The 18,212-nt window shown below is 42.8% G+C and carries 19 protein-coding genes; 6 read left to right on the forward strand and 13 right to left on the reverse strand.

The annotated features are described in order from the left end of the window. Positions 1 to 182: 182 nt before the first annotated feature. Positions 183 to 1,661, reverse strand: coding sequence for an Lsa family ABC-F type ribosomal protection protein (locus GC096_RS21005; RefSeq protein WP_171632909.1), 1,479 nt, complete (start codon positions 1,659 to 1,661; stop codon positions 183 to 185). A 188-nt stretch (positions 1,662 to 1,849) separates the two neighbouring features. On the opposite strand from GC096_RS21005, the gene GC096_RS21010 reads away from it, so the two are divergent. Both GC096_RS21010 and GC096_RS21015 read left to right on the forward strand, forming a co-directional pair. Next, positions 1,850 to 2,872 (forward strand): ATP-binding cassette domain-containing protein, encoded by a 1,023-nt coding sequence (locus GC096_RS21010; RefSeq protein WP_246302868.1) that lies wholly within the window; start codon positions 1,850 to 1,852, stop codon positions 2,870 to 2,872. Beyond that, a complete protein-coding gene (locus tag GC096_RS21015) occupies positions 2,869 to 3,681 on the forward strand; it encodes an ABC transporter permease (protein ID WP_171632911.1) in 813 nt (270 codons plus the stop codon). Before GC096_RS21010 ends, GC096_RS21015 begins: the two co-directional genes overlap by 4 nt. Before the next feature lie 55 nt (positions 3,682 to 3,736). Here GC096_RS21015 and GC096_RS21020 read toward each other — a convergent pair whose 3' ends face one another. Both GC096_RS21020 and GC096_RS21025 read right to left on the reverse strand, forming a co-directional pair. After that, positions 3,737 to 4,705: an NAD(P)-dependent alcohol dehydrogenase gene (locus GC096_RS21020; RefSeq protein ID WP_171632912.1), complete on the reverse strand. Its 969-nt coding sequence runs from the start codon at positions 4,703 to 4,705 to the stop codon at positions 3,737 to 3,739. A 30-nt stretch (positions 4,706 to 4,735) separates the two neighbouring features. Then, positions 4,736 to 5,602 (reverse strand): hypothetical protein, encoded by an 867-nt coding sequence (locus GC096_RS21025; protein ID WP_171632914.1) that lies wholly within the window; start codon positions 5,600 to 5,602, stop codon positions 4,736 to 4,738. Between the two features lie 285 nt (positions 5,603 to 5,887). On the opposite strand from GC096_RS21025, the gene GC096_RS21030 reads away from it, so the two are divergent. The 3 genes from GC096_RS21030 to GC096_RS21040 all read left to right on the forward strand — a co-directional run bounded on the left by GC096_RS21030 (position 5,888) and on the right by GC096_RS21040 (position 7,084). Further along, positions 5,888 to 6,208, forward strand: a complete 321-nt coding sequence (locus GC096_RS21030; RefSeq protein WP_171632916.1) for a DUF2569 family protein — start codon at positions 5,888 to 5,890, stop codon at positions 6,206 to 6,208. After that, complete coding sequence (locus GC096_RS39575; protein ID WP_171632917.1) at positions 6,205 to 6,420, forward strand: DUF2569 family protein; 216 nt, start codon at positions 6,205 to 6,207, stop codon at positions 6,418 to 6,420. Before GC096_RS21030 ends, GC096_RS39575 begins: the two co-directional genes overlap by 4 nt. A gap of 259 nt (positions 6,421 to 6,679) precedes the next feature. Continuing rightward, on the forward strand, positions 6,680 to 7,084 hold the full coding sequence (locus GC096_RS21040) for a CBS domain-containing protein (RefSeq protein WP_171632919.1): 405 nt from the start codon (positions 6,680 to 6,682) through the stop codon (positions 7,082 to 7,084). Between the two features lie 76 nt (positions 7,085 to 7,160). Here GC096_RS21040 and GC096_RS21045 read toward each other — a convergent pair whose 3' ends face one another. From GC096_RS21045 to GC096_RS21065, 5 genes are all read right to left on the reverse strand, one after another. Beyond that, positions 7,161 to 7,664 carry a hypothetical protein gene (locus GC096_RS21045; RefSeq protein WP_171632920.1) on the reverse strand — a complete coding sequence of 168 codons (504 nt, stop codon included), beginning with the start codon at positions 7,662 to 7,664 and terminating at the stop codon, positions 7,161 to 7,163. Positions 7,665 to 7,767: 103 nt separating this feature from the next. Then, positions 7,768 to 8,238 (reverse strand): hypothetical protein, encoded by a 471-nt coding sequence (locus tag GC096_RS21050; protein WP_171632921.1) that lies wholly within the window; start codon positions 8,236 to 8,238, stop codon positions 7,768 to 7,770. A 112-nt stretch (positions 8,239 to 8,350) separates the two neighbouring features. Next, positions 8,351 to 8,542 carry a YgaP family membrane protein gene (locus tag GC096_RS21055; protein WP_171632923.1) on the reverse strand — a complete coding sequence of 64 codons (192 nt, stop codon included), beginning with the start codon at positions 8,540 to 8,542 and terminating at the stop codon, positions 8,351 to 8,353. A gap of 154 nt (positions 8,543 to 8,696) precedes the next feature. Continuing rightward, positions 8,697 to 9,374: a Crp/Fnr family transcriptional regulator gene (locus GC096_RS21060; protein ID WP_216626208.1), complete on the reverse strand. Its 678-nt coding sequence runs from the start codon at positions 9,372 to 9,374 to the stop codon at positions 8,697 to 8,699. 158 nt (positions 9,375 to 9,532) lie between these two features. Next, positions 9,533 to 10,330 (reverse strand): P-loop NTPase family protein, encoded by a 798-nt coding sequence (locus GC096_RS21065; RefSeq protein ID WP_171632925.1) that lies wholly within the window; start codon positions 10,328 to 10,330, stop codon positions 9,533 to 9,535. Positions 10,331 to 10,543: 213 nt separating this feature from the next. On the opposite strand from GC096_RS21065, the gene GC096_RS21070 reads away from it, so the two are divergent. Continuing rightward, positions 10,544 to 11,029: a DUF2975 domain-containing protein gene (locus GC096_RS21070; RefSeq protein ID WP_171632926.1), complete on the forward strand. Its 486-nt coding sequence runs from the start codon at positions 10,544 to 10,546 to the stop codon at positions 11,027 to 11,029. 13 nt (positions 11,030 to 11,042) lie between these two features. Here the strand turns inward: GC096_RS21070 and GC096_RS21075 are convergent, their stop codons facing one another. The 5 genes from GC096_RS21075 to GC096_RS21095 form a co-directional block, all read right to left on the reverse strand. Next, on the reverse strand, positions 11,043 to 12,281 hold the full coding sequence (locus GC096_RS21075) for an ankyrin repeat domain-containing protein (RefSeq protein ID WP_171632928.1): 1,239 nt from the start codon (positions 12,279 to 12,281) through the stop codon (positions 11,043 to 11,045). A 264-nt stretch (positions 12,282 to 12,545) separates the two neighbouring features. Further along, on the reverse strand, positions 12,546 to 13,832 hold the full coding sequence (locus GC096_RS21080) for a neutral/alkaline non-lysosomal ceramidase N-terminal domain-containing protein (protein WP_171632929.1): 1,287 nt from the start codon (positions 13,830 to 13,832) through the stop codon (positions 12,546 to 12,548). A gap of 41 nt (positions 13,833 to 13,873) precedes the next feature. After that, positions 13,874 to 15,091 (reverse strand): DegT/DnrJ/EryC1/StrS family aminotransferase, encoded by a 1,218-nt coding sequence (locus tag GC096_RS21085; RefSeq protein WP_171632931.1) that lies wholly within the window; start codon positions 15,089 to 15,091, stop codon positions 13,874 to 13,876. Positions 15,092 to 15,100: 9 nt separating this feature from the next. After that, positions 15,101 to 16,843, reverse strand: coding sequence for a polysaccharide deacetylase family protein (locus tag GC096_RS21090; RefSeq protein ID WP_171632934.1), 1,743 nt, complete (start codon positions 16,841 to 16,843; stop codon positions 15,101 to 15,103). Between the two features lie 24 nt (positions 16,844 to 16,867). Further along, positions 16,868 to 18,121, reverse strand: a complete 1,254-nt coding sequence (locus tag GC096_RS21095) for a DegT/DnrJ/EryC1/StrS family aminotransferase (protein ID WP_312886314.1) — start codon at positions 18,119 to 18,121, stop codon at positions 16,868 to 16,870. Positions 18,122 to 18,212: the final 91 nt, after the last annotated feature.

Below are 18,212 nucleotides of genomic sequence, written 5' to 3' on the forward strand. Positions count from 1 at the left end.
TACACACTTAAATCCACCAACGCAGCTCACATACCAGCAAAATGGTTAAATAGTTATGCATTATCGGTCTATTGGTCTTCTTATACAAGGAACCCTCGTTTTAGTTCGGAAATGTCAGACTGATTCCGGTAAAAGCAAAAAAACTAAGCTCCGTTTCGTAGCTTAGCTTTTCTTCAATTGCCTTAAAGTTCAATAATCTTCGTCGCTACATTGTCGCAGAATTTCCTGTCATGCTCTACAAATAGAAGCGTTGGTGCATGTTCAAGTAATAGCTCTTCGATCTGCATACGCGAAATCACATCAATAAAGTTTAACGGCTCATCCCAAATATGCAGATGTACTTTTTCGCTCAGGCTTTTGGCGATCAGCACCTTCTTCTTTTGGCCGCCGCTAAAGGAAGAAATATCTTTTTCAAATTGAACTCTAGCAAAATCCAGCTTCCTTAATATCGCCTTAAACAGGCTCTCATCAATCCCATTGATCTTCGCGTAGTCCTTTAAATTACCATACAAATGCGAGGTGTCCTGGGAAACATAGGATATTTGAAGTTGGCTTCCCTTCCGAAAAGTTCCTGTATAGTCGATATGCTCGCCACATAGCAACTTGATTATACTTGATTTGCCAGAGCCATTTTTACCTGATAGCGCAATCCGCTCACCCTGTTCGATCATAAAACTGACATCCTGGCATACTACTTTCTCGCCATAATGTATCGAGACATGTTCTAGTGCAGCAAGTTGGTTTTTGTGATAGGCAAGCTGCGTTATCTTGAGGTCTTCCGCACTTTCAATATTTTTGAGCAGCTTTGACCTTTCGTCGATGGCAGATTCTTGTCTTTGCTCAATGGATTTAGAACGTTTCATCATTTTCGCAGACTTGTGACCAATATACCCCTTATCTACCTTGGAACCCGAATTTCTCGTACCATTCTTCGTTTTCTCGACTTCATGAGACCAATTGCTCGTTCGTTTAGCCGCATCGGATAATCGTTTGATATCCTTCCTCAGTTTCTCATTCTCTGCGAGCTCATAATGATCTTGCCTTTGCTTATTTTCCCACCAATCGGAGAAATTACCCTTTTGAATTTCAATATTGGTCTTATTAATGGATAGGATGTGGTCTACACAATGATCCAGAAATGATCTGTCATGAGACACTAAGATATAGCCACTCTTCGTATTCAGATACTCACTGACCAGCTTTCTTGCATTCATGTCGAGATGATTGGTGGGTTCATCAATTAACAAGAAGCTATTTTCCTTCAGAAATAAAGCAGCTAACAATACTTTCGTTTGCTCACCGTTTGACAAGGACTCGAAGGGTCGATAAAGCACGTCCTCCGAAACCTTCAATAAGGTGAGCTCGCGCATTAATTCCCAATGTTGATAATCTGGCACAATCGTATTGATGATATCCAGCGTTTGATCTTGTCTGTTGTTAACTTGAAATGGGAAATATTCAAAGCTGACATTCGCAGAAATATGTCCACTGTATTCGTATTTACCTAACAACAAGTTAAGAAAAGTTGTCTTCCCTCTTCCATTTCTACCTGTAAAACCTAATTTCCAATCGGTATCAATTTGAAAATTAACATCTTCAAATATGTTATCGTAGCTGCCATCATAGGCAAACGTTAAGTTTGTAACATTGATTAATGACATGTTGAGATCCTCCTATACCATGCGTGTTGCATGAATTCATCATAGCACATTAGGATTTACCAATTCGAAGGAAAGGATAACTATAGATAAATTCTCCTGTTACAACTTAGTTACATACATTTGTTTACATTCAGTTTAAATATGTAAGTTACAATCACCTCATCAATTGTTATCTAGGAGGAATTACTTTGGATTCTTTACAAAGAAAAGGATTGGCGCAACAAGGCGATTGGGCCGTTGAAGCGCAAGGACTTGTCAAAACTTTTGGAGAAAATCGCGCGGTAGATGGTGTGAATTTGAATGTGAAGGCAGGGACGATTTATGGAGTTCTAGGCCCGAATGGTGCTGGGAAAACGACAACAATCAATATGCTGGCAACCCTTCTTAAACCTGATGCGGGCTCAGCCAAAATCTTCGGCTACGATGTCGTGAAAGAGTCACAGATCGTTCGGCAATTGATCGGGGTTACCGGACAATACGCATCCGTCGATGAATCGTTAAGTGCAACGGAGAACTTAATTATTTTCTCCCGACTTCTCGGGCTAAGCCGTAAAGAAGCACGCCAAAAGTCAGAGGAATTACTCGAGGAATTCGGGTTAACCGAAGCTGCTAAGCGTCCGTTGAAGAATTTCTCTGGTGGGATGAGACGTCGTCTAGATCTCGCCGCGAGTCTTATTGCGCAGCCTCCACTCATCTTCTTAGACGAACCGACGACGGGGTTAGATCCACGTACACGTTCTCAGATGTGGGATACAATCCGTCGACTAGTCGATACCGGATCAACGATATTGCTTACAACGCAATACCTAGAAGAGGCAGACCAACTTGCTGACCGAATCGCCGTCATCGATCGTGGGCGCGTCGTCGCCGAAGGAACTGTAGATGAACTTAAAGCTTCTGTCGGTACTTCATCCTTGCAGCTTAGTGTTCAAAATCCATCCGATATTGAACAAGCTCGCAGAACTGTTGAGCAAGTTCTCAAGGTAGTTTCAACTGTTGTTTCTGGTAAGATATCCGCTCCGATGGCAAATGCTGATCGTGTAACGGATCTCCTTATCTCCCTGCGTGAATCAGGCATTCACTTAGCTGAGATGAGTGTACAGAAGCCGACGTTGGATGAAGTGTTTTTAACCATTACAGGTCATGGCGTACAAGAGAACGACGCAGAGACACCTACTGCAACAAGTAACAAACAGGAGGCAAGAGTATGAGTACATCGATTAAACCCGTTTCGGAACGGCATCTAAAAAACCACACAAGCTTCCGCCAGTCCTTACGTAATTCCCTGACTATGGCCTATCGGGGTTTGCTGAAGATCCGACGTACACCAGAGCAATTGTTCGATGTTACGCTTCAACCAATCATATTCACACTGATGTTTACTTATATTTTCGGTGGAGCCATCTCAGGTGATGTCGTAAGTTATTTACCCGTTATTATTCCAGGTATTCTTGTTCAGACCGTCATAACGACCTCCATCGTGACCGGCGTTCAGCTGCGAGAGGACATGGATAAAGGCGTCTTCGACCGATTCAAATCACTGCCAATCGCACGTATAGCGCCGCTTGCTGGCGCCTTGTTGGCCGATACCATCCGGTATACCATTGCAACGGTACTAACGTTCTCCATGGGATTCATCATGGGATACCGACCTGAAGGCGGCTTGGCCAATGTTGCGATCGCTGCTTTGCTTGTCATTTTCTGCTCATGGGCAATCAGCTGGATTTTCGCTTTCTTTGGCGTCATTGCACGCACAGCATCCAGTGTTCAAGGGATCTCAATGCTAGTCCTGTTTCCTCTAACCTTCCTGTCAAACGCGTTCGTACCGGTTGATACGATGCCTAACTGGCTTCAATGGTTTGTTAAAATCAATCCGATCTCACACCTCGTCTCTGCCGTTCGTCAGCTCGCAAATCAAGGTACTGTAGGCTGGGATCTAACCATTTCACTCTTCGGAGCTATCGTCATTGTGGCTATCTTTGCACCGATTACGGTTATTGCTTACATGCGTCGTACGTAGCATTCCAACAGAAAAGGCTGATCTCAAGTAAGATATCTACTGAGACCAGCTTTTTTCATCGTACACGAATCATAACTTTCCCGATGCGCTGCCCTTCACCGAAATAGCTAAATGCTTCTCCAACATGAGCTAACGGATATTGGCGATCGATGACAGGTACTATTTTGCCTGCCTCCCAAAGCGCCCTCAGTTCATTTTGATCCTTAGAATTTGGTTTGTGCATTAAGAGCCCCATTCTCTTCGTTCCTATCCATGAGATCAGGGGTCCAAAGAACATCATTTGAAAAATCCGAGGCATCGTGCCTCCCACCATCACATACTGACCACTTGCGTTTAAGGCACGTTTACAGTCGAATATCGACCGATTACCCATGACATCAAGAATAAAGTCATACGTTTCCCCTCTTGTGGTGTAATCCTCTTTTCTATAATCCATGACGTAGTCCGCACCAAGCGCTTGGAGTTTTGGAAGCTTAAATGCACTGTCGACCGCTGTCACTTCTGCTCCAAATAATTTGGCTAGTTGAATCGCGAATGTTCCAACACCGCCACCTGCACCATTGATTAAAACCTTTTTGCCTTTCTGTATAGGTCCTCTGACTCGTAAACCTTGCAAGGCGAGGACTGCGGCTTGAGATATTGCCGCGGCATCTTCAAAGGTTATATGGGCTGGTTTCTTTGACAAAGCCAATTCTGACGCACACACATACTCCGCAAATCCGCCCCAACTACAGCCTGATATATCTCCGAATACGTCATCTCCAGGAACAAACTGCTTTACTGCTTTGCCAACCGCTTCAACACGCCCTGCAATATCTGCTCCGAGTATGGCGAATTTGGGCTTACGAACGCCGCCTATTCGCACTAGGAACGGACTACCTCGCAGCAAATCCCAATCCCATGAATTAATGGATGCCGCATGTACGTTAATTAATACTTCATGATCTTTTGGCTGCGGCTTTTCCACTTCTGTATAAATCAGTTCATTCGGACTGCCATATTTCTTGTAGACAACCGCCTTCAAGTGTTCTCCTCCTCACGATTCACACTCCATTCATTTCAGATCACCCCCTACTAGAGGGAAATTGGAGTACGTATTCTGAAAGATAACGTCCCTAATACCTGGCCCTTTTAATTCTAACAACAAATAATCATTGATGAGATCCAAATTACTATTCGCGGCATATTGATACGACTGGTAGGAAATATACACTTCTCCGGCCGAATTCATGACTTCCTCCAACTCCACCGAATCAGAAAAAGACGAGGATGACTTAATCAATGCATATGTGTGATCTCCGAATGTGCGAAATTCTTTTCTCCACTCTGGCTGTTTCAGTACTGCTTGTGCCCACTCTTTTACATCGCCAGATGCTCTTGCTAGTGGAATCGAGGTATAGATCTCATTAATTTGATTCTCTTGTGGCATATAATCCATAAAACCACTTATGAGCCAGATACCATCATGAGAATAATCTTTTTTCATATAGACCATGTAGGCACGTTGATCACTAGTTGTTAGGAGAACAGAACGGGGATTTACCGATTTACTGATCATTTGAAAAGAAGTGATTTCTTGCTTTAATCTGGACTGGATAAACGTTTGCAGGACCTTGTTATACTCTTTATTTTCGGGATTCGCTTGAAGCTCTTTTAACTGCGTTTCCGTATATTCGTAACCTTCCGTACTATCATGAACTCTTGATAATATGCGCAATAAGGTGTCTCTATCCATTAAATTGGCACTTATCTGTGCAACGCTTGGCGTAGCTATGCTCTCCACTTTAGGAGAAGGATTTGGTTCCATGGTTAACTCAGTATCTGGCTTTATAGTGAGTCTTTCGATCGAATAACCACACCCTAAACCTACGATCAACACACTTATAAGGATCGCTACATATTTTGGGGTCATTAGATTCATTTCTCACTCCTCATGGTTATATTCATTCTATGGGATTGCACCTAACAGCCATTTTCACATCTCATCCCTCGGCTCATACCTATTCAATTAGACGTAAGCTACTTAGGAATGTTCTGTGTGAAATGCGATTTTTGGAAGTTTATTTACAATTTTTCAGTAAATTCATAATGCTATTACGAATTAGAATGGAGGATTAATATGACATGTGCCGAATACTTAAAATAGTTCTGAAACATCCATGTTTTGTAAATCCCCCTAAAATTGGAGAAGAAATTAGGTGTCTTAATGGTCAATCCGGATAATGAATTAGCTTTGAAAACAGAGAATCTGATAACCTCTGGAAATGAGCCGCCACAAGTCGAGCATGCTCATTTACGCGGATTTGGAGGTTGGTTATATGTTGTTTCCATAGGTTTGTTACTTACCTTAGGGAACGCATTGATCTACATAATTAATACGTTATTACCTATTTACACGGATGGACTTATCACCGAATTGTATAAAGATGATTGGAAATACGGATTAATTATCATTTATGAAACTGTTACCTATTCTTTATATGTTGTGTTCCCTATAGTTTTAGGCTTCTCGGATGGAAAAAAATGAGGCGAGTAAGAACGTTGGCCATTCTTTTCTATTTAGTTAGTTTCGGATTTAATGTCATTTACTATTTTATTTCGAATTCAATCGCAGAGCTAGCTACACCTGAGTTTATGAATGAACAGGGTAGAAATATTGTAAAATCCTTGATTACTTGTTTGATTTGGATACCCTACTTTATTAATTCGAAAAGAGTTAAGTATACATTTGTAAATTGATTTAGCGATCTTCAACAAAATATGAAAGACAATGCGGGGTTGTCCATCGAAGTAGAAACAACTGCTTCTGGGTAGCCCCTTCCCATTTTTGCATTTAATTACCCATAATTTGACTGAAATCGAAGGACTCTAATGTTACAAAAAATCAAATTTTCTCCCATTTCCATTTATTACAATGGTCAATTGTACACTTTTTTGGTCGGATTTATGTTTTAATTAAATAGTGAAAGTAATTCGGGATGAAAAGGAGCGAAACAAAGTGGAAATTAAATCGTTTTTACTACCTAAAGATAAAGTATCTTACCTGACGACGTTGGCTTCGATGAAAGAAGCGATGGAGCGGCTGGAAGCCTGTCATTATACAGCGATTCCGATTATCGATGAGGAAGGAAAATATGTGGGCACTTTATCCGAAGGAGATTTATTATGGAAACTGAAGTGCACGCCCGGCCTGTCCTTCGTTAACATGGATGAAGTATCTGTAGCCAACATTCGAAAACGAATTTATAACGAGTGCGTCGCCATCGATGCACATATGGAAGATATGTTAGCACTAGCTGCTGACCAGAACTTTGTTCCCGTTGTAGATAAGGATCGCGTTTTCCTAGGTATCATTCGACGTAAGGACATTATTGAATACTATACGAGAAATATTACAGATTAATCGGTTACACCAAAAAGCAGAGGATAAGAGTAGGGGCTCCCCTTCCAATCCTCTGCTTTTCCTTTTAGTAGACGGACTAACTAGTTCTTCGCTTCCCCCACGGTTTAAACACGGATAGTAGATACATCGCGAGTAATGAGAACAACTGAAGTCCTATGCCAATAAATAACCATAGCATGTTGGAAACGTAGGCACCTTGGTTCGCACTCTCTCCTCCAACTTCAGTTAACATGGATATTCCTTTCAACGTCCAAATGTACATACCAATGGGACCTAAGATAACCGCGACAACCGTAAGCACTTCTTTGACGATGATCCAATAGTATTTTACCAAACCCCAGTGTGTCCCCAGCGATAATAGCACCCCAGTCACGATGGTCCCGATCACGGATACTCGTACTGAAGTACCGGCTAATACATGCATGGCTTTGTAACACGAAAGTATTAACACCGAATCACTTGTGCTCGCGACGGTAATGCTCAGAATGAGAAACGTCACACTTGTCCCTAACATGATGGCTGCGAATAAGATATGTAAGCTCAGCATCCATTTTTTCTGTGTCATCGTAAAGTTTTTCATCGCGTGAGAATCTCCCTTGATATCTTCTTACCTCTAAGATAATCAATTGAAGTTAACTCCTTCTAAAGCAAATCTTAAATATTCATAAACTGATCCCGTACATTCAACTTATTGGCGCAGTTATAAGGTTTAGGTTCGGATTATCAATCTTGTATTCTTGGAGAAAAGACCTCAAACTACTGCTTTCAAAATGAACCCCAATAAACCCATTTTCTTTGGTGAAAATGAGTAATGTTGGATAGTACGTTTCGGACGTGCTGATAAACAACACGATTTCCGTAACGGTTCCATTCATCCAATTTGAAGTTAATTTGTAAGGCGGTGTTAGCGGAATTTTTATGGCTATCCCTTCACTTGGTTCGATATGCATCGATTCTACAATCCCAGTTATGGCTGACAGCCATTCTTTGACTTGATTTTGCAACGAATTGGAGTTCGGAATTGTTTGAGTGATTTCACCTTTGAGAATATCAAAAACTTCGGCACCATCTATTGCTGAAACCATTTGAGTAATAATGAGATTACAAACAAGCACGATGATAATTAGTGGACTTATCAACCTTTGTAACACCATACTCATCCACCTCCATTCGGAGGTAATATAACCATCAATTGAACTATATAATCATAAAACAAAAAAGGGGCAGCATCATGCAGCCCCCTTCTATACAATATTTGAGCTTTATTTACCTAATCCTACATGTATTACGACCCAATAATTTATTGATACCACATTTCTGTGCCAAACCTGTTATTAGAAGTGGCAAGGCAAACAGTCCGACTAATTTCCAATAGCCTGGAAGCAGAAAAAATAAAGATAAGGCGGCAATTCCTAAAATAATGCGGATGGCGCGGTCTGTCCCCCCAACGTTTTTCATGATATATCTCTCCTTTTTTGATCTAACTTGTTGTTATATCGTTCTCACAATTACGATGATATCAGGGTTAAAGAAATTGAACCGTAACTTTGTCACATAGTAAACATCAAATGAAAAAACCACCCAATGGGTGGTTTGATTTATCAATAAAGTTTCAATTGAATTCAATATATCGTTGAAGAGCCCCTCGATTTGTAATCGTAATCTTTCCACGCGTAAGTTTAATAATTTCTTCCTTCTCAAGCCCTTTCAACGTTCTGCTGATTACCTCTCTAGCTGTGCCGAGCTCAACTGATAAGCTGTCATGGGTGATATATAAAGTATCGGTGTTACCGTTTTTAGCTGTCATGTGAATCAAGAATTCCGAAATTCGTCCCCGAATGGATTTAAAGTTGACGCTGTCCAGCAAATTGGACATAATAACAATCCGTTTAGCAAATGATTTAAAGATGAATTGTCGGAAATTCCGATAGCGATCCACCCATTCGCGAAAAATCTCCGAGGGAATCAACAGCACCAAGCCAGCCGTTTCAACACATGCTGTTGCTTCATATCCCGTCTCACCTAAAATACTTGAGGTCATCAATGGACAACATTCTCCGCCCTGAATCCTGTACATCGTGATTTCCCGACCGCTCGTGCTTATTTTATACATTCTGACTGTGCCATCCAAAATCAACACGACGTGCTCCAGAAAATGTCCTTCTTCAATGATATAATTGGGTACCATTTCAATGACCTTTATGCCTTCATGATTCCAATCCTGTTCGGAGATGTCTATCAAACTAGGAAATATTGAAACGATTCGTGCTAGATGTTCAGCGAGAATCAACAGATTCAGCTCCCTAAAAAATGCTTTTTTCGTAACATCTTAGCATAAAAACTGAGGGAAATCAGTGATAAAGTCACAGACTTATTCCGAATTGTTTTCGTCATCAATAGAAGCACTGCCCACGGCAGTGCTTCTTAGGATTTTTGGAATGGAATTATCTACTTACTCGTCTGTATGGCCTCCACTATTCTATTAAAGACTGCTTCCCAGTCAAGGTTTTCATTTTCAAATGTATAGGTTGGAAATGGTATCATGTCCAGCAGCCCCAATTCGATTCGCTTGCGGTTTTCCATAAACTTAATATTTTGTTCTGTGGCAAAATTTGGTCTTGAACGGATGGAAGAAATCCAAACCTGCTGCTCCCTCACATTCGGATGAGTTAAATACATCACGATGGGATTCAAAGCAATTATCTGATCAACGATTCCCTGAATATGCTCCTCGATCAGGTGATCAACTGCTTGATAATGACCCAATAAATCATGAATCTGATGCTGAAAAAAAACTGCTTCTAACACATATACCTCATCTGAATTAGAGGCATGCTCAGCGAAATGTGCCCAATGATGCTGAATCGAAAATGTAAATTCTTCTAGCGTTGCCACAGGCGAATCCGTCCAACATAGCTCACGGGACTCCAACTCTGCATAAAGCTCAGCCAACTCGATATTTCCCTTGAATTCACGATATGGAATCAGATAATTGATACCATTATTAATGGCCCATGAACGGATCTTATCAGCAATATCTGGATACCTCATCAGAAGTTCCTTATATTCCTTTTCGCGAAAGAATGCGTACCAATTCAAACTCGTCGGATGTCCTATTGCTCCCTCATCATAGAATCGAGAGGGAATGCCTTGCTGAACGAGATAACCATTTAATTTTTCTGCTAAAGTCGATTTGCCTGTGCCGCACAAACCTTCAACTAAGATCAATTTGCAGTTCTTTCGCATGTGATTTGCTCCTAAATTCCCCCGATTTCCAATCAATTTCTATTACAAACTATAGCCTACTGCTTAGAAATAGGAAATGCTTTTTATTTTTTCGAAAATTAAAATAACACTTCAATAACAACAATAATATAATAATAAACAACACAAATTTATTGTAAAACGATAAGACCTATGATAAGATCATGTTGTCATTAAATAAGTGAGGTGTCTGATATGAATGTTAAAAGAGGTTCAACTACTTTCTTAAAGGTTATTATTTTTCTGGCTGGAATTGCTGTGCTTGCTTTGTGTATCTGGTTGCCTCAGATCGCCATTAAAGATGCAAGGGTGCATCCAGATACGGCTTACTTCGTGATCCCCTTTTTAGTATGTACATACGGATTCTGTTTTGCGTTTTCTGTTGCGTTGTATCAAGCGTATAAACTATTAACCTACATCGAGAAGAATAATGCTTTCTCAGAACTATCCTTTAAATCTTTGCAGATTATAAAGAAATGTGCATTTGCAGTTATTATCCTCATTTGCATAGGAATAGTAAGCTTAAGGGTGCTTGCTAAAGTTACAGTTAGTGATGATGCAGCGGGTCCTACTTCCTTATGTCTAATGGGTATTTTAGCAACGAGTATCTTCGCAGCTATTGTGGACGCAATTCAAAAACCATTAAAAAATGCCCCAGATATAAAGATTAAAATTAATTAACAGATTGTATGACTTATTCTAAAAGCTTAACGATTTCATCCCTCATTTTTTCATCTACAATGTTCTTTGCTTTATCAAGTGGTGTAACACCATTCTTGTCTTTCGCCTGTGGGTTCGCTCCTTTTCTCAACAACAATCGGATTACATCGAAGTTTCCTTCTATGGTATTTTGATTAAATTCCACGGCGTAAGAGAGCACTGTATTGCCCTTCTCATCGGCTGCATTGACATCTGCATCGGCTTTAATCAACATTTCGACCATCGTGTACACGCCCTGAATAGAGTCACGGCCATAGGGATTAACTGCCCTCATTAGAGGTGACAGCCCTGACCAATTACTTTTTACTATTTGATTGGGATCTGCGCCGTGCTCGAGCAGCAACTGAACAATTTGCCGAGATTGTGGCATAGTCATACTTACAGCTGCTAACAGCGGTGTTTCGCCATCTGAGTTAGTAGCGTTCACATCAGCTTTATAGGCTATAAGATTTTTTACAATTTGGACGCTCTCATCGTTCAATCCCGAATTGGCAAAAGGATGAAGGGCCGCAAGATGAGCCCCTCCGCCTAAATTTGGATCAGCCCCCAATGCAAGCATCTTATTAACCAAACCAAGCTGTTTCTTACTTGATAACTGCATTAGCGGTGTCATTCCATTGGCACTTACATTCACCTTGGCCCCAGCATCCAAAAGACTTCCCACTAGATCAATGGATCGTTCTGCAGCATAATGCAGCGGTGTGTAGCCATTGGACTCATCAATGATATTGAGATCAACTTGCTTTTGTATCAATAGCTCTACTAAATAGGCAACGTGCGGATTGCCTTGAAACATATGAGCCATTTTAAAAATCTGAATAAAGACCGAGTTAAGTTCGGTTGGAGCTATCGCTTCGATTTGCTTTTTAGTTTCATCCAGTTCCCCGTTCTCTGTCGTTTTCAATAATTGAAGGGTAGTCATCTCTATGCGTGATTGCAACTGCTCAGTTGGAGTGCCGTGCTTTATGGATATTTGTTTATCCGCCTCATTAAACTCTACTTGAGCTCTCATACTTTCAGCTACGAAACGGATAGGCACATAAGCATGTCCATTATAGTTCAACACGATGTACTCACTATCCAATTGTTTAGTAACCCCATTAAAAAGAAACTCCACCTGGTACTTCATTGCTTGAATAGCATCTGAAGCATATACAGCAGTAGAAAAAGTAATTCCCGCACCTAAAACCATTCCAAGCACTATTTTTTTCAATGAATATGTCTCCCTTTTACTTAAAGTAACATCCGTTTTGGATATCAAGCGATATCCACTCCTATAAAGTTCTCTTAATTATTCCCATATCCTTCCTGTACTTTATTAGCAAAAAAAGACCCACAGCAATTTAAGTAACAGACTTATTAAATAAGTATCGTTTTGCGTTTGTTTGAACATACGTCTTTTTTCCGTTGACTACTTATACATAAAACAGGTGCCCCCAAAAAATTGGAAGAGACACCTGTTATACACACCTGGTATTTAACTCAAAAGGTTTAACAATGCTTCCTTCACCGTAGACTCAACGGTACGATCGAAGCACGAAGCCATCGCAAAGTACAAGGTGGATTCGTGGGTCTCATAGCCACCTTCTACTAACTGCTGCGCGGTTGGAATGTAACCAAACATACCATTCGTGTACCCGATCGGCAGAACGGTTCCTTTCGATAACTGCTTGATATACAGCCCATATTCGACCACGACTTCGGCATTCATACCGAGTAACGTGAGACCGTCTGCCAGGTTCAGCACGGATAGCTCTAATAGAATACTTGGCGACAATCTCTCCAACCGCGCTAGCATAAGGTTGCTCCACTCGCCAAGAACACCTGATGACTGGGCTGTTATCTCAAGCTGCCTCCGCTCTGGCAGAGAAACTAGCGGCAACTCAACAATTGACTTTTCCCATTGCAAAGAGCAAGGTGTTATCCGCTCCATAGATTTATTTAGCGTTTCAATTATGCATGCAGCAAAATCTTTACCGACTTGCATAACCACTTCGTTATTCCCTCGAATAACCCGCTCTCCATCACCAGGATTAATGTCACCGCAAGTTCCCTGCAGGAAGGCAGCAACTGTACATTCTCCTATGAATTGCTCCACAGCCTCCATAGCGACGCCAATATATTCAGATGAAACGAAATTATCTCGCGTTATGACAGGGTGGCAAGCATAATGAACAAGCAGTCCCTTCGTATTCCCGTCCACTTTGCGAAAACGGATGACACGCAGTTCATGATCTACTGGTTCCGTTTCCGGAGGCGATTTTACAACGCCGCGTCGATTTATCCCAAGCGGAGAATGACCGGTGCCTTGCTCGATTTGAACAGGCTCCGCTTGCAGCAACGCCGCTTCAATGCCCTCGATAACAAGATTTTCCAACGAAACTATATATTTCTCATCCATGACACCTAAGTAAGATGTGAACAAGCTGCTCGTTTGCGGACCAGAATGCGTATGGGTACCATGCAAAAAAATGGTATCTTCTGCTATACCGAAGCGTTCATGAATACGCCGTTTGAGAGTAGGTACGCGATCGCTCCCCCACCAAAGCAAGTCCGCAGAGATGAGCACGGCATCTCGCTTATCGCCATCCCTATCACCTGTCACAAACGCAAATATTCGAGCAAACAATCGATGTGAGACACCTTCGAATGCCCCAAGTTCACTGCGAACTGCAAATCCAGCGAGTGATATTGGAAACTCGGGTGTAATATCCACCTTACTTACGCCAAGTTGAATAGTGGGGATCTGACCTTCTAACTCCATAAACACCATTCTCCTAATCACATGATTAGTGAACCCAATGATTAATACGATTCAATTACCTTGCGAATAGCTGCAGCAATGTCATGCATGGCTTGCTCATCAGCGAGCAGGACATTTTGAGAAAGCCATAATACTTCTTTGTCACTTAGCCGTTCACTTACCGGACATTTAGATGACCTGTCTTCCCCCGTCAATGCTCGTGTGGCATTCACAATCGCTTCGTTTCGATGAAGTGGTACGTACCCATAACTTATTGGTATGCCTTCGGCATTAACTTTGCGAATGAAGTCGTTCTTGTCGATTCGCGCTGTGACCGCAGAATCGAGCTTGAACATGTACAGATGATTCACATGCCGTGTGACGCGTGGATCGGTCTTCACGACTGTGATGCCATCAATGTGGCCAAGCAAAGCCGTGAGCAGCTTTGCATTGGATTCTCTAAGGAGCATCTGCTCTTCCAAACGGCTCATTTGAGCAAGCGCGATTGCCGCTTGCAGCTCCGTCATGCGATAATTTTGACCAATGCGATCGTGCTGGTACCAAGCGCCTGTTCGCGAGCGACCGACATTGCATAGTGACCAAGCGATTTCCGCCAACTCCGGATTATTGGTGAGAATAATGCCTCCTTCACCACTATTCAGGTTTTTGCTGGATTGCAAACTGAACGTCCCGAGATCACCGATTGCCCCTACACGTCGACCTTCCCAGCTTGCTCCAACAGCTTGGGCCGCATCTTCGATTACGCGAAGTTTATGCAGAGCAGCTACCTCGTTGATACGGCTCATGTTCGCTGGAGCACCAGCTAAATGGACGGGAATAATCGCCTTCGTTCGCGATGTAATGGCGCTAGCAACCTGATCTGGATCGAGAAGAAGTGTATCTTCTTCAATATCAACGAACACTGGAATAGCTCCGAAAGCTAGCGCAGCTGCCGCCGTTGCAATAAATGTATATGGCGGTACGATGACCTCATCGCCAGGTTTAACCCCTGCAGCTTGCAACGCAACCGTAATGGCAACAGTTCCATTTACGACGCTAATCGCATGAGTCGCATCGTGCAGATCCGCAAAGCGGCGCTCCATCTCAGGAAGCTTTGGGGTAAACTCGGGTGAGTGAACAATACCCGTCCCTCCCCATTTGCCAGAACGAATGACGTCAAGAACGAGCTGTTCCTCCAATTGCCCGTAAATCGGCCAAGCCGGAAATCCCTCTTTTCGAACAGGAACCCCACCTTCTACAGCTAGTGTCAACTTCTCCATGTTCTCACCTCACTCAATTCGAACTTTTGTTTCTAGTTTTGTACGCAAGACGACTTTGCGGCACGGAATCCCAAACTGCTTCTCATGCCCCTCTTCAGGTTTAAACTCCTCTGTTGACGCTATCGGCACCCATATAACAAGCCCTTCTATGGCTTCATTTGCCTCCAAAAGAATGCTTCCGTTGTCTTCGCATCCCAAGATACGAACGGCTCTTCTTAAACGCGTCCAATCTTGAATTTCCTTGGACTTCCAGAATGTGAAGCCCATCTCTCTTGCTTTGGCTACGAGCATCCGAATGGCATCCCGAACTTCTTCTCTTGTATAAATGTGGATCTGATGGAATAGAAAATGAGCAACACCATTCACTTCCCGCGCTTGCTGCAGAAATGGCTCAATGACCTTGTTATCTGCGAGATGTCCCAAGTCCAGATCTTGCGTCAAGAATCCGATCTCTAAGATGGGATACAGACGGTTTTGTTCGTCAAACCAGGCAATTGGATAATACGGGAGACAAGTCCCGAATAAGAAACCGACATTCCCCTTTTTACTCGGTCCTCTGGTTTGGTCACTCGCTATTTCATTTTTCTCCAGCCATTGAAATAACTCGCCCCAACCTTCCACACGGGTGTAATGGTTTTTGTTCGTCGTTACGTGTTCCAAGCCTGTAGCCTGCTTCAACCAGTTAACCTGACGGTCAAACTCCGCTTCGTCCCAAAAACCATTGTCCTTCTCTAAGGAGTTATAGTGGAAGGCGAGCTCGTGTCCTGCCTGCTTTACTTGTTCATAGATAGGAGCACTATAACCGGGCTCAATCATGCACCACGTTGTTTGAATTTGGCATTCTTCTAGCAGTTCTAATGTCGCCACAGCATGTTCATCCTGATTCGAATCACTGTCGTGGGACATCGTCACGATTTGACTGATCCCATCCGGCCAATACCCAGTGAATGGCAACGTCATCCCTTTATCAATTGCGCATTGCAACACATGTCTGACTAAAGCTTCTCGCCAATAATCAGCGTAGGGCCACGGAAAATAAGGAACGCCAGTATCCGTTTCTACTCGGTCGAAATGCCAGTCCAAGGCTATTCGATCATCTGCTTTTAAAATGTCTTCATTGACGTTCGCGCTACCATCGGCAGCTGGAACGCCGTCATCCAGAACGGGTCCGGTACCTTGCTGCATGTGAACAACCGTTAACGGGATATTGACTGTCCAGCGATGAATGCTTCCCTGTCCGACATCAAAGGATTGAAGCGCTGGGCCACAATTTAGAGCATCTGGACGTCCTTGTTTAATCATCCCAACAGATCGACAAGCAACAGGGACAACATCTTCTGAACTTGCATCACCAGCTTCTATCCACGGGTTGGCGGCCAAGAATCTCAGCGATTCCGGTTGCCCTGAGCGAGTTGGCTCTATGTCTGCATAGCCGACGCCTATATCACCCGTCTGGATGTATCCGAGTCGGAGTGCCAATGCATTGATACCCGCGTACGAAATAAGCGTTCCGCCTTGCTCTACATACGACCACAAGATTTCAGATTTCGCTCCGCTCTCCTGAGAACAAGCCACAATGAGAATATCGTACGCTTGTAAGCTCATCGCATCTAACTTAGAGACAGATGTATATGAAATGCCAACATGTTGCAAAATTTCTTCCACATATTTCTCAAATACGTTAAGTCCATATCTCCATTTGCGAGCAGCTGCCTCATGTTCAACGAGCACACCGACTTTGGCCATCTTCATTTGAATTCCTCCATCCGCTGTCGCCTACACGACTTCCAAGCCTGACTCACTGTAATGAGCAGCCACCTTGCGTATGCCGGCAATCATATCTTCAATATCTTGTTCGTTATAAAACTCGTTGATAGTCACCCGGATGGCTTGTTTTAAAATATGTTCAGCCGTAGGGCATAGGCCTTCGCCATATGCGATATCTGAGAGGTCAAAAGGGAAATGACTGCCTGTATACGCTTCCCGTTTCTGAAACATAGGCTGCATATACACCGGTTGCGGAATATATCCAGCGGAGCATTCGATCCCTTCGGCTTGAAGCGCCTCTGCAAATTCATCCCTCGAACACGTGAGTACGGTAGGTTCTATCGTAAACATATAAAACCAATACGTGCACCGCCCATCAGTCGTCACTTGATGAGGAATGATTCCCGGGATGTCTTTAATGCCGTATGTTAAGCGATCACCGTACTGGCTGCGCTTGTCACAAATCCAAATTAATTTCGACAGCTGGGCAATACCCACAGCCCCCTGAAGCTCTGTCATCCGGTAATTAGGAGCAAGTAAACGCATCTCCCGTTGTACCAGATTGCCGAATCGACCATAATTTTTATCTGCAAAAGCATGCGTACGTTGATAATCTTCCTCTGATTGGGAATTGACCGTAACGATGCCGCCATCCCCTGTGGAAATATGCTTGTAATCATTGGTACTAAAGCAGCCATAATCGCCGATCGTACCAACCAAGCGACCTTGATAATACGTCAAATAGCTTTGCGCACAGTCTTCAATAACGATCAATCCACGCTCACGGGCAAGTTCCATGATGGGATCCATATCTGCTGGATTGCCGGCTAAATGGACGACGATAATCGCCTTGGTCTTCGGTGTGATACGTGCTCGAATCGATTCAGCCGTCATGTTGTACGTATGTGGATCCAAGTCCGCAAATACTGGAATCGCATTTTGATACAAAATGCCAATAATAGAGCCCGCATCCGTGATCGGACTTGTAATGACTTCGTCCCCAACACTTATGCCAGCAGAACCGATCGCAACATGAAGTGCTCCTGTACCCGATGAAGTTGCAACACTGTAAGTTACACCATATAACGCATTAAAGCGTTCCAGAAACTGCTTCACTTTGCGGCCTGAATGATAAAATAGCGTGTTTTGCTCAAGCGCTTCAACAAGCTCTTTGACCTCTTCCTCTCCAAATCGCTTGCCAGTACCGTAAGGTGTTGTTTTGATTTTGGATCCACCGAGAATGGCTAACTGTTCACTCATCATGCCAAACCCTCTCTCGTGTTGATATAGGAATTATTTATTATATTTCAATAGGAATAATCAGATATACATTCACAGCACGGCCCCCGTGCTT

The sequence above is a fragment of the Paenibacillus plantarum genome (assembly GCF_013141695.1).
Taxonomy (GTDB): Bacteria; Bacillota; Bacilli; order Paenibacillales; family NBRC-103111; genus Paenibacillus_E; species Paenibacillus_E plantarum.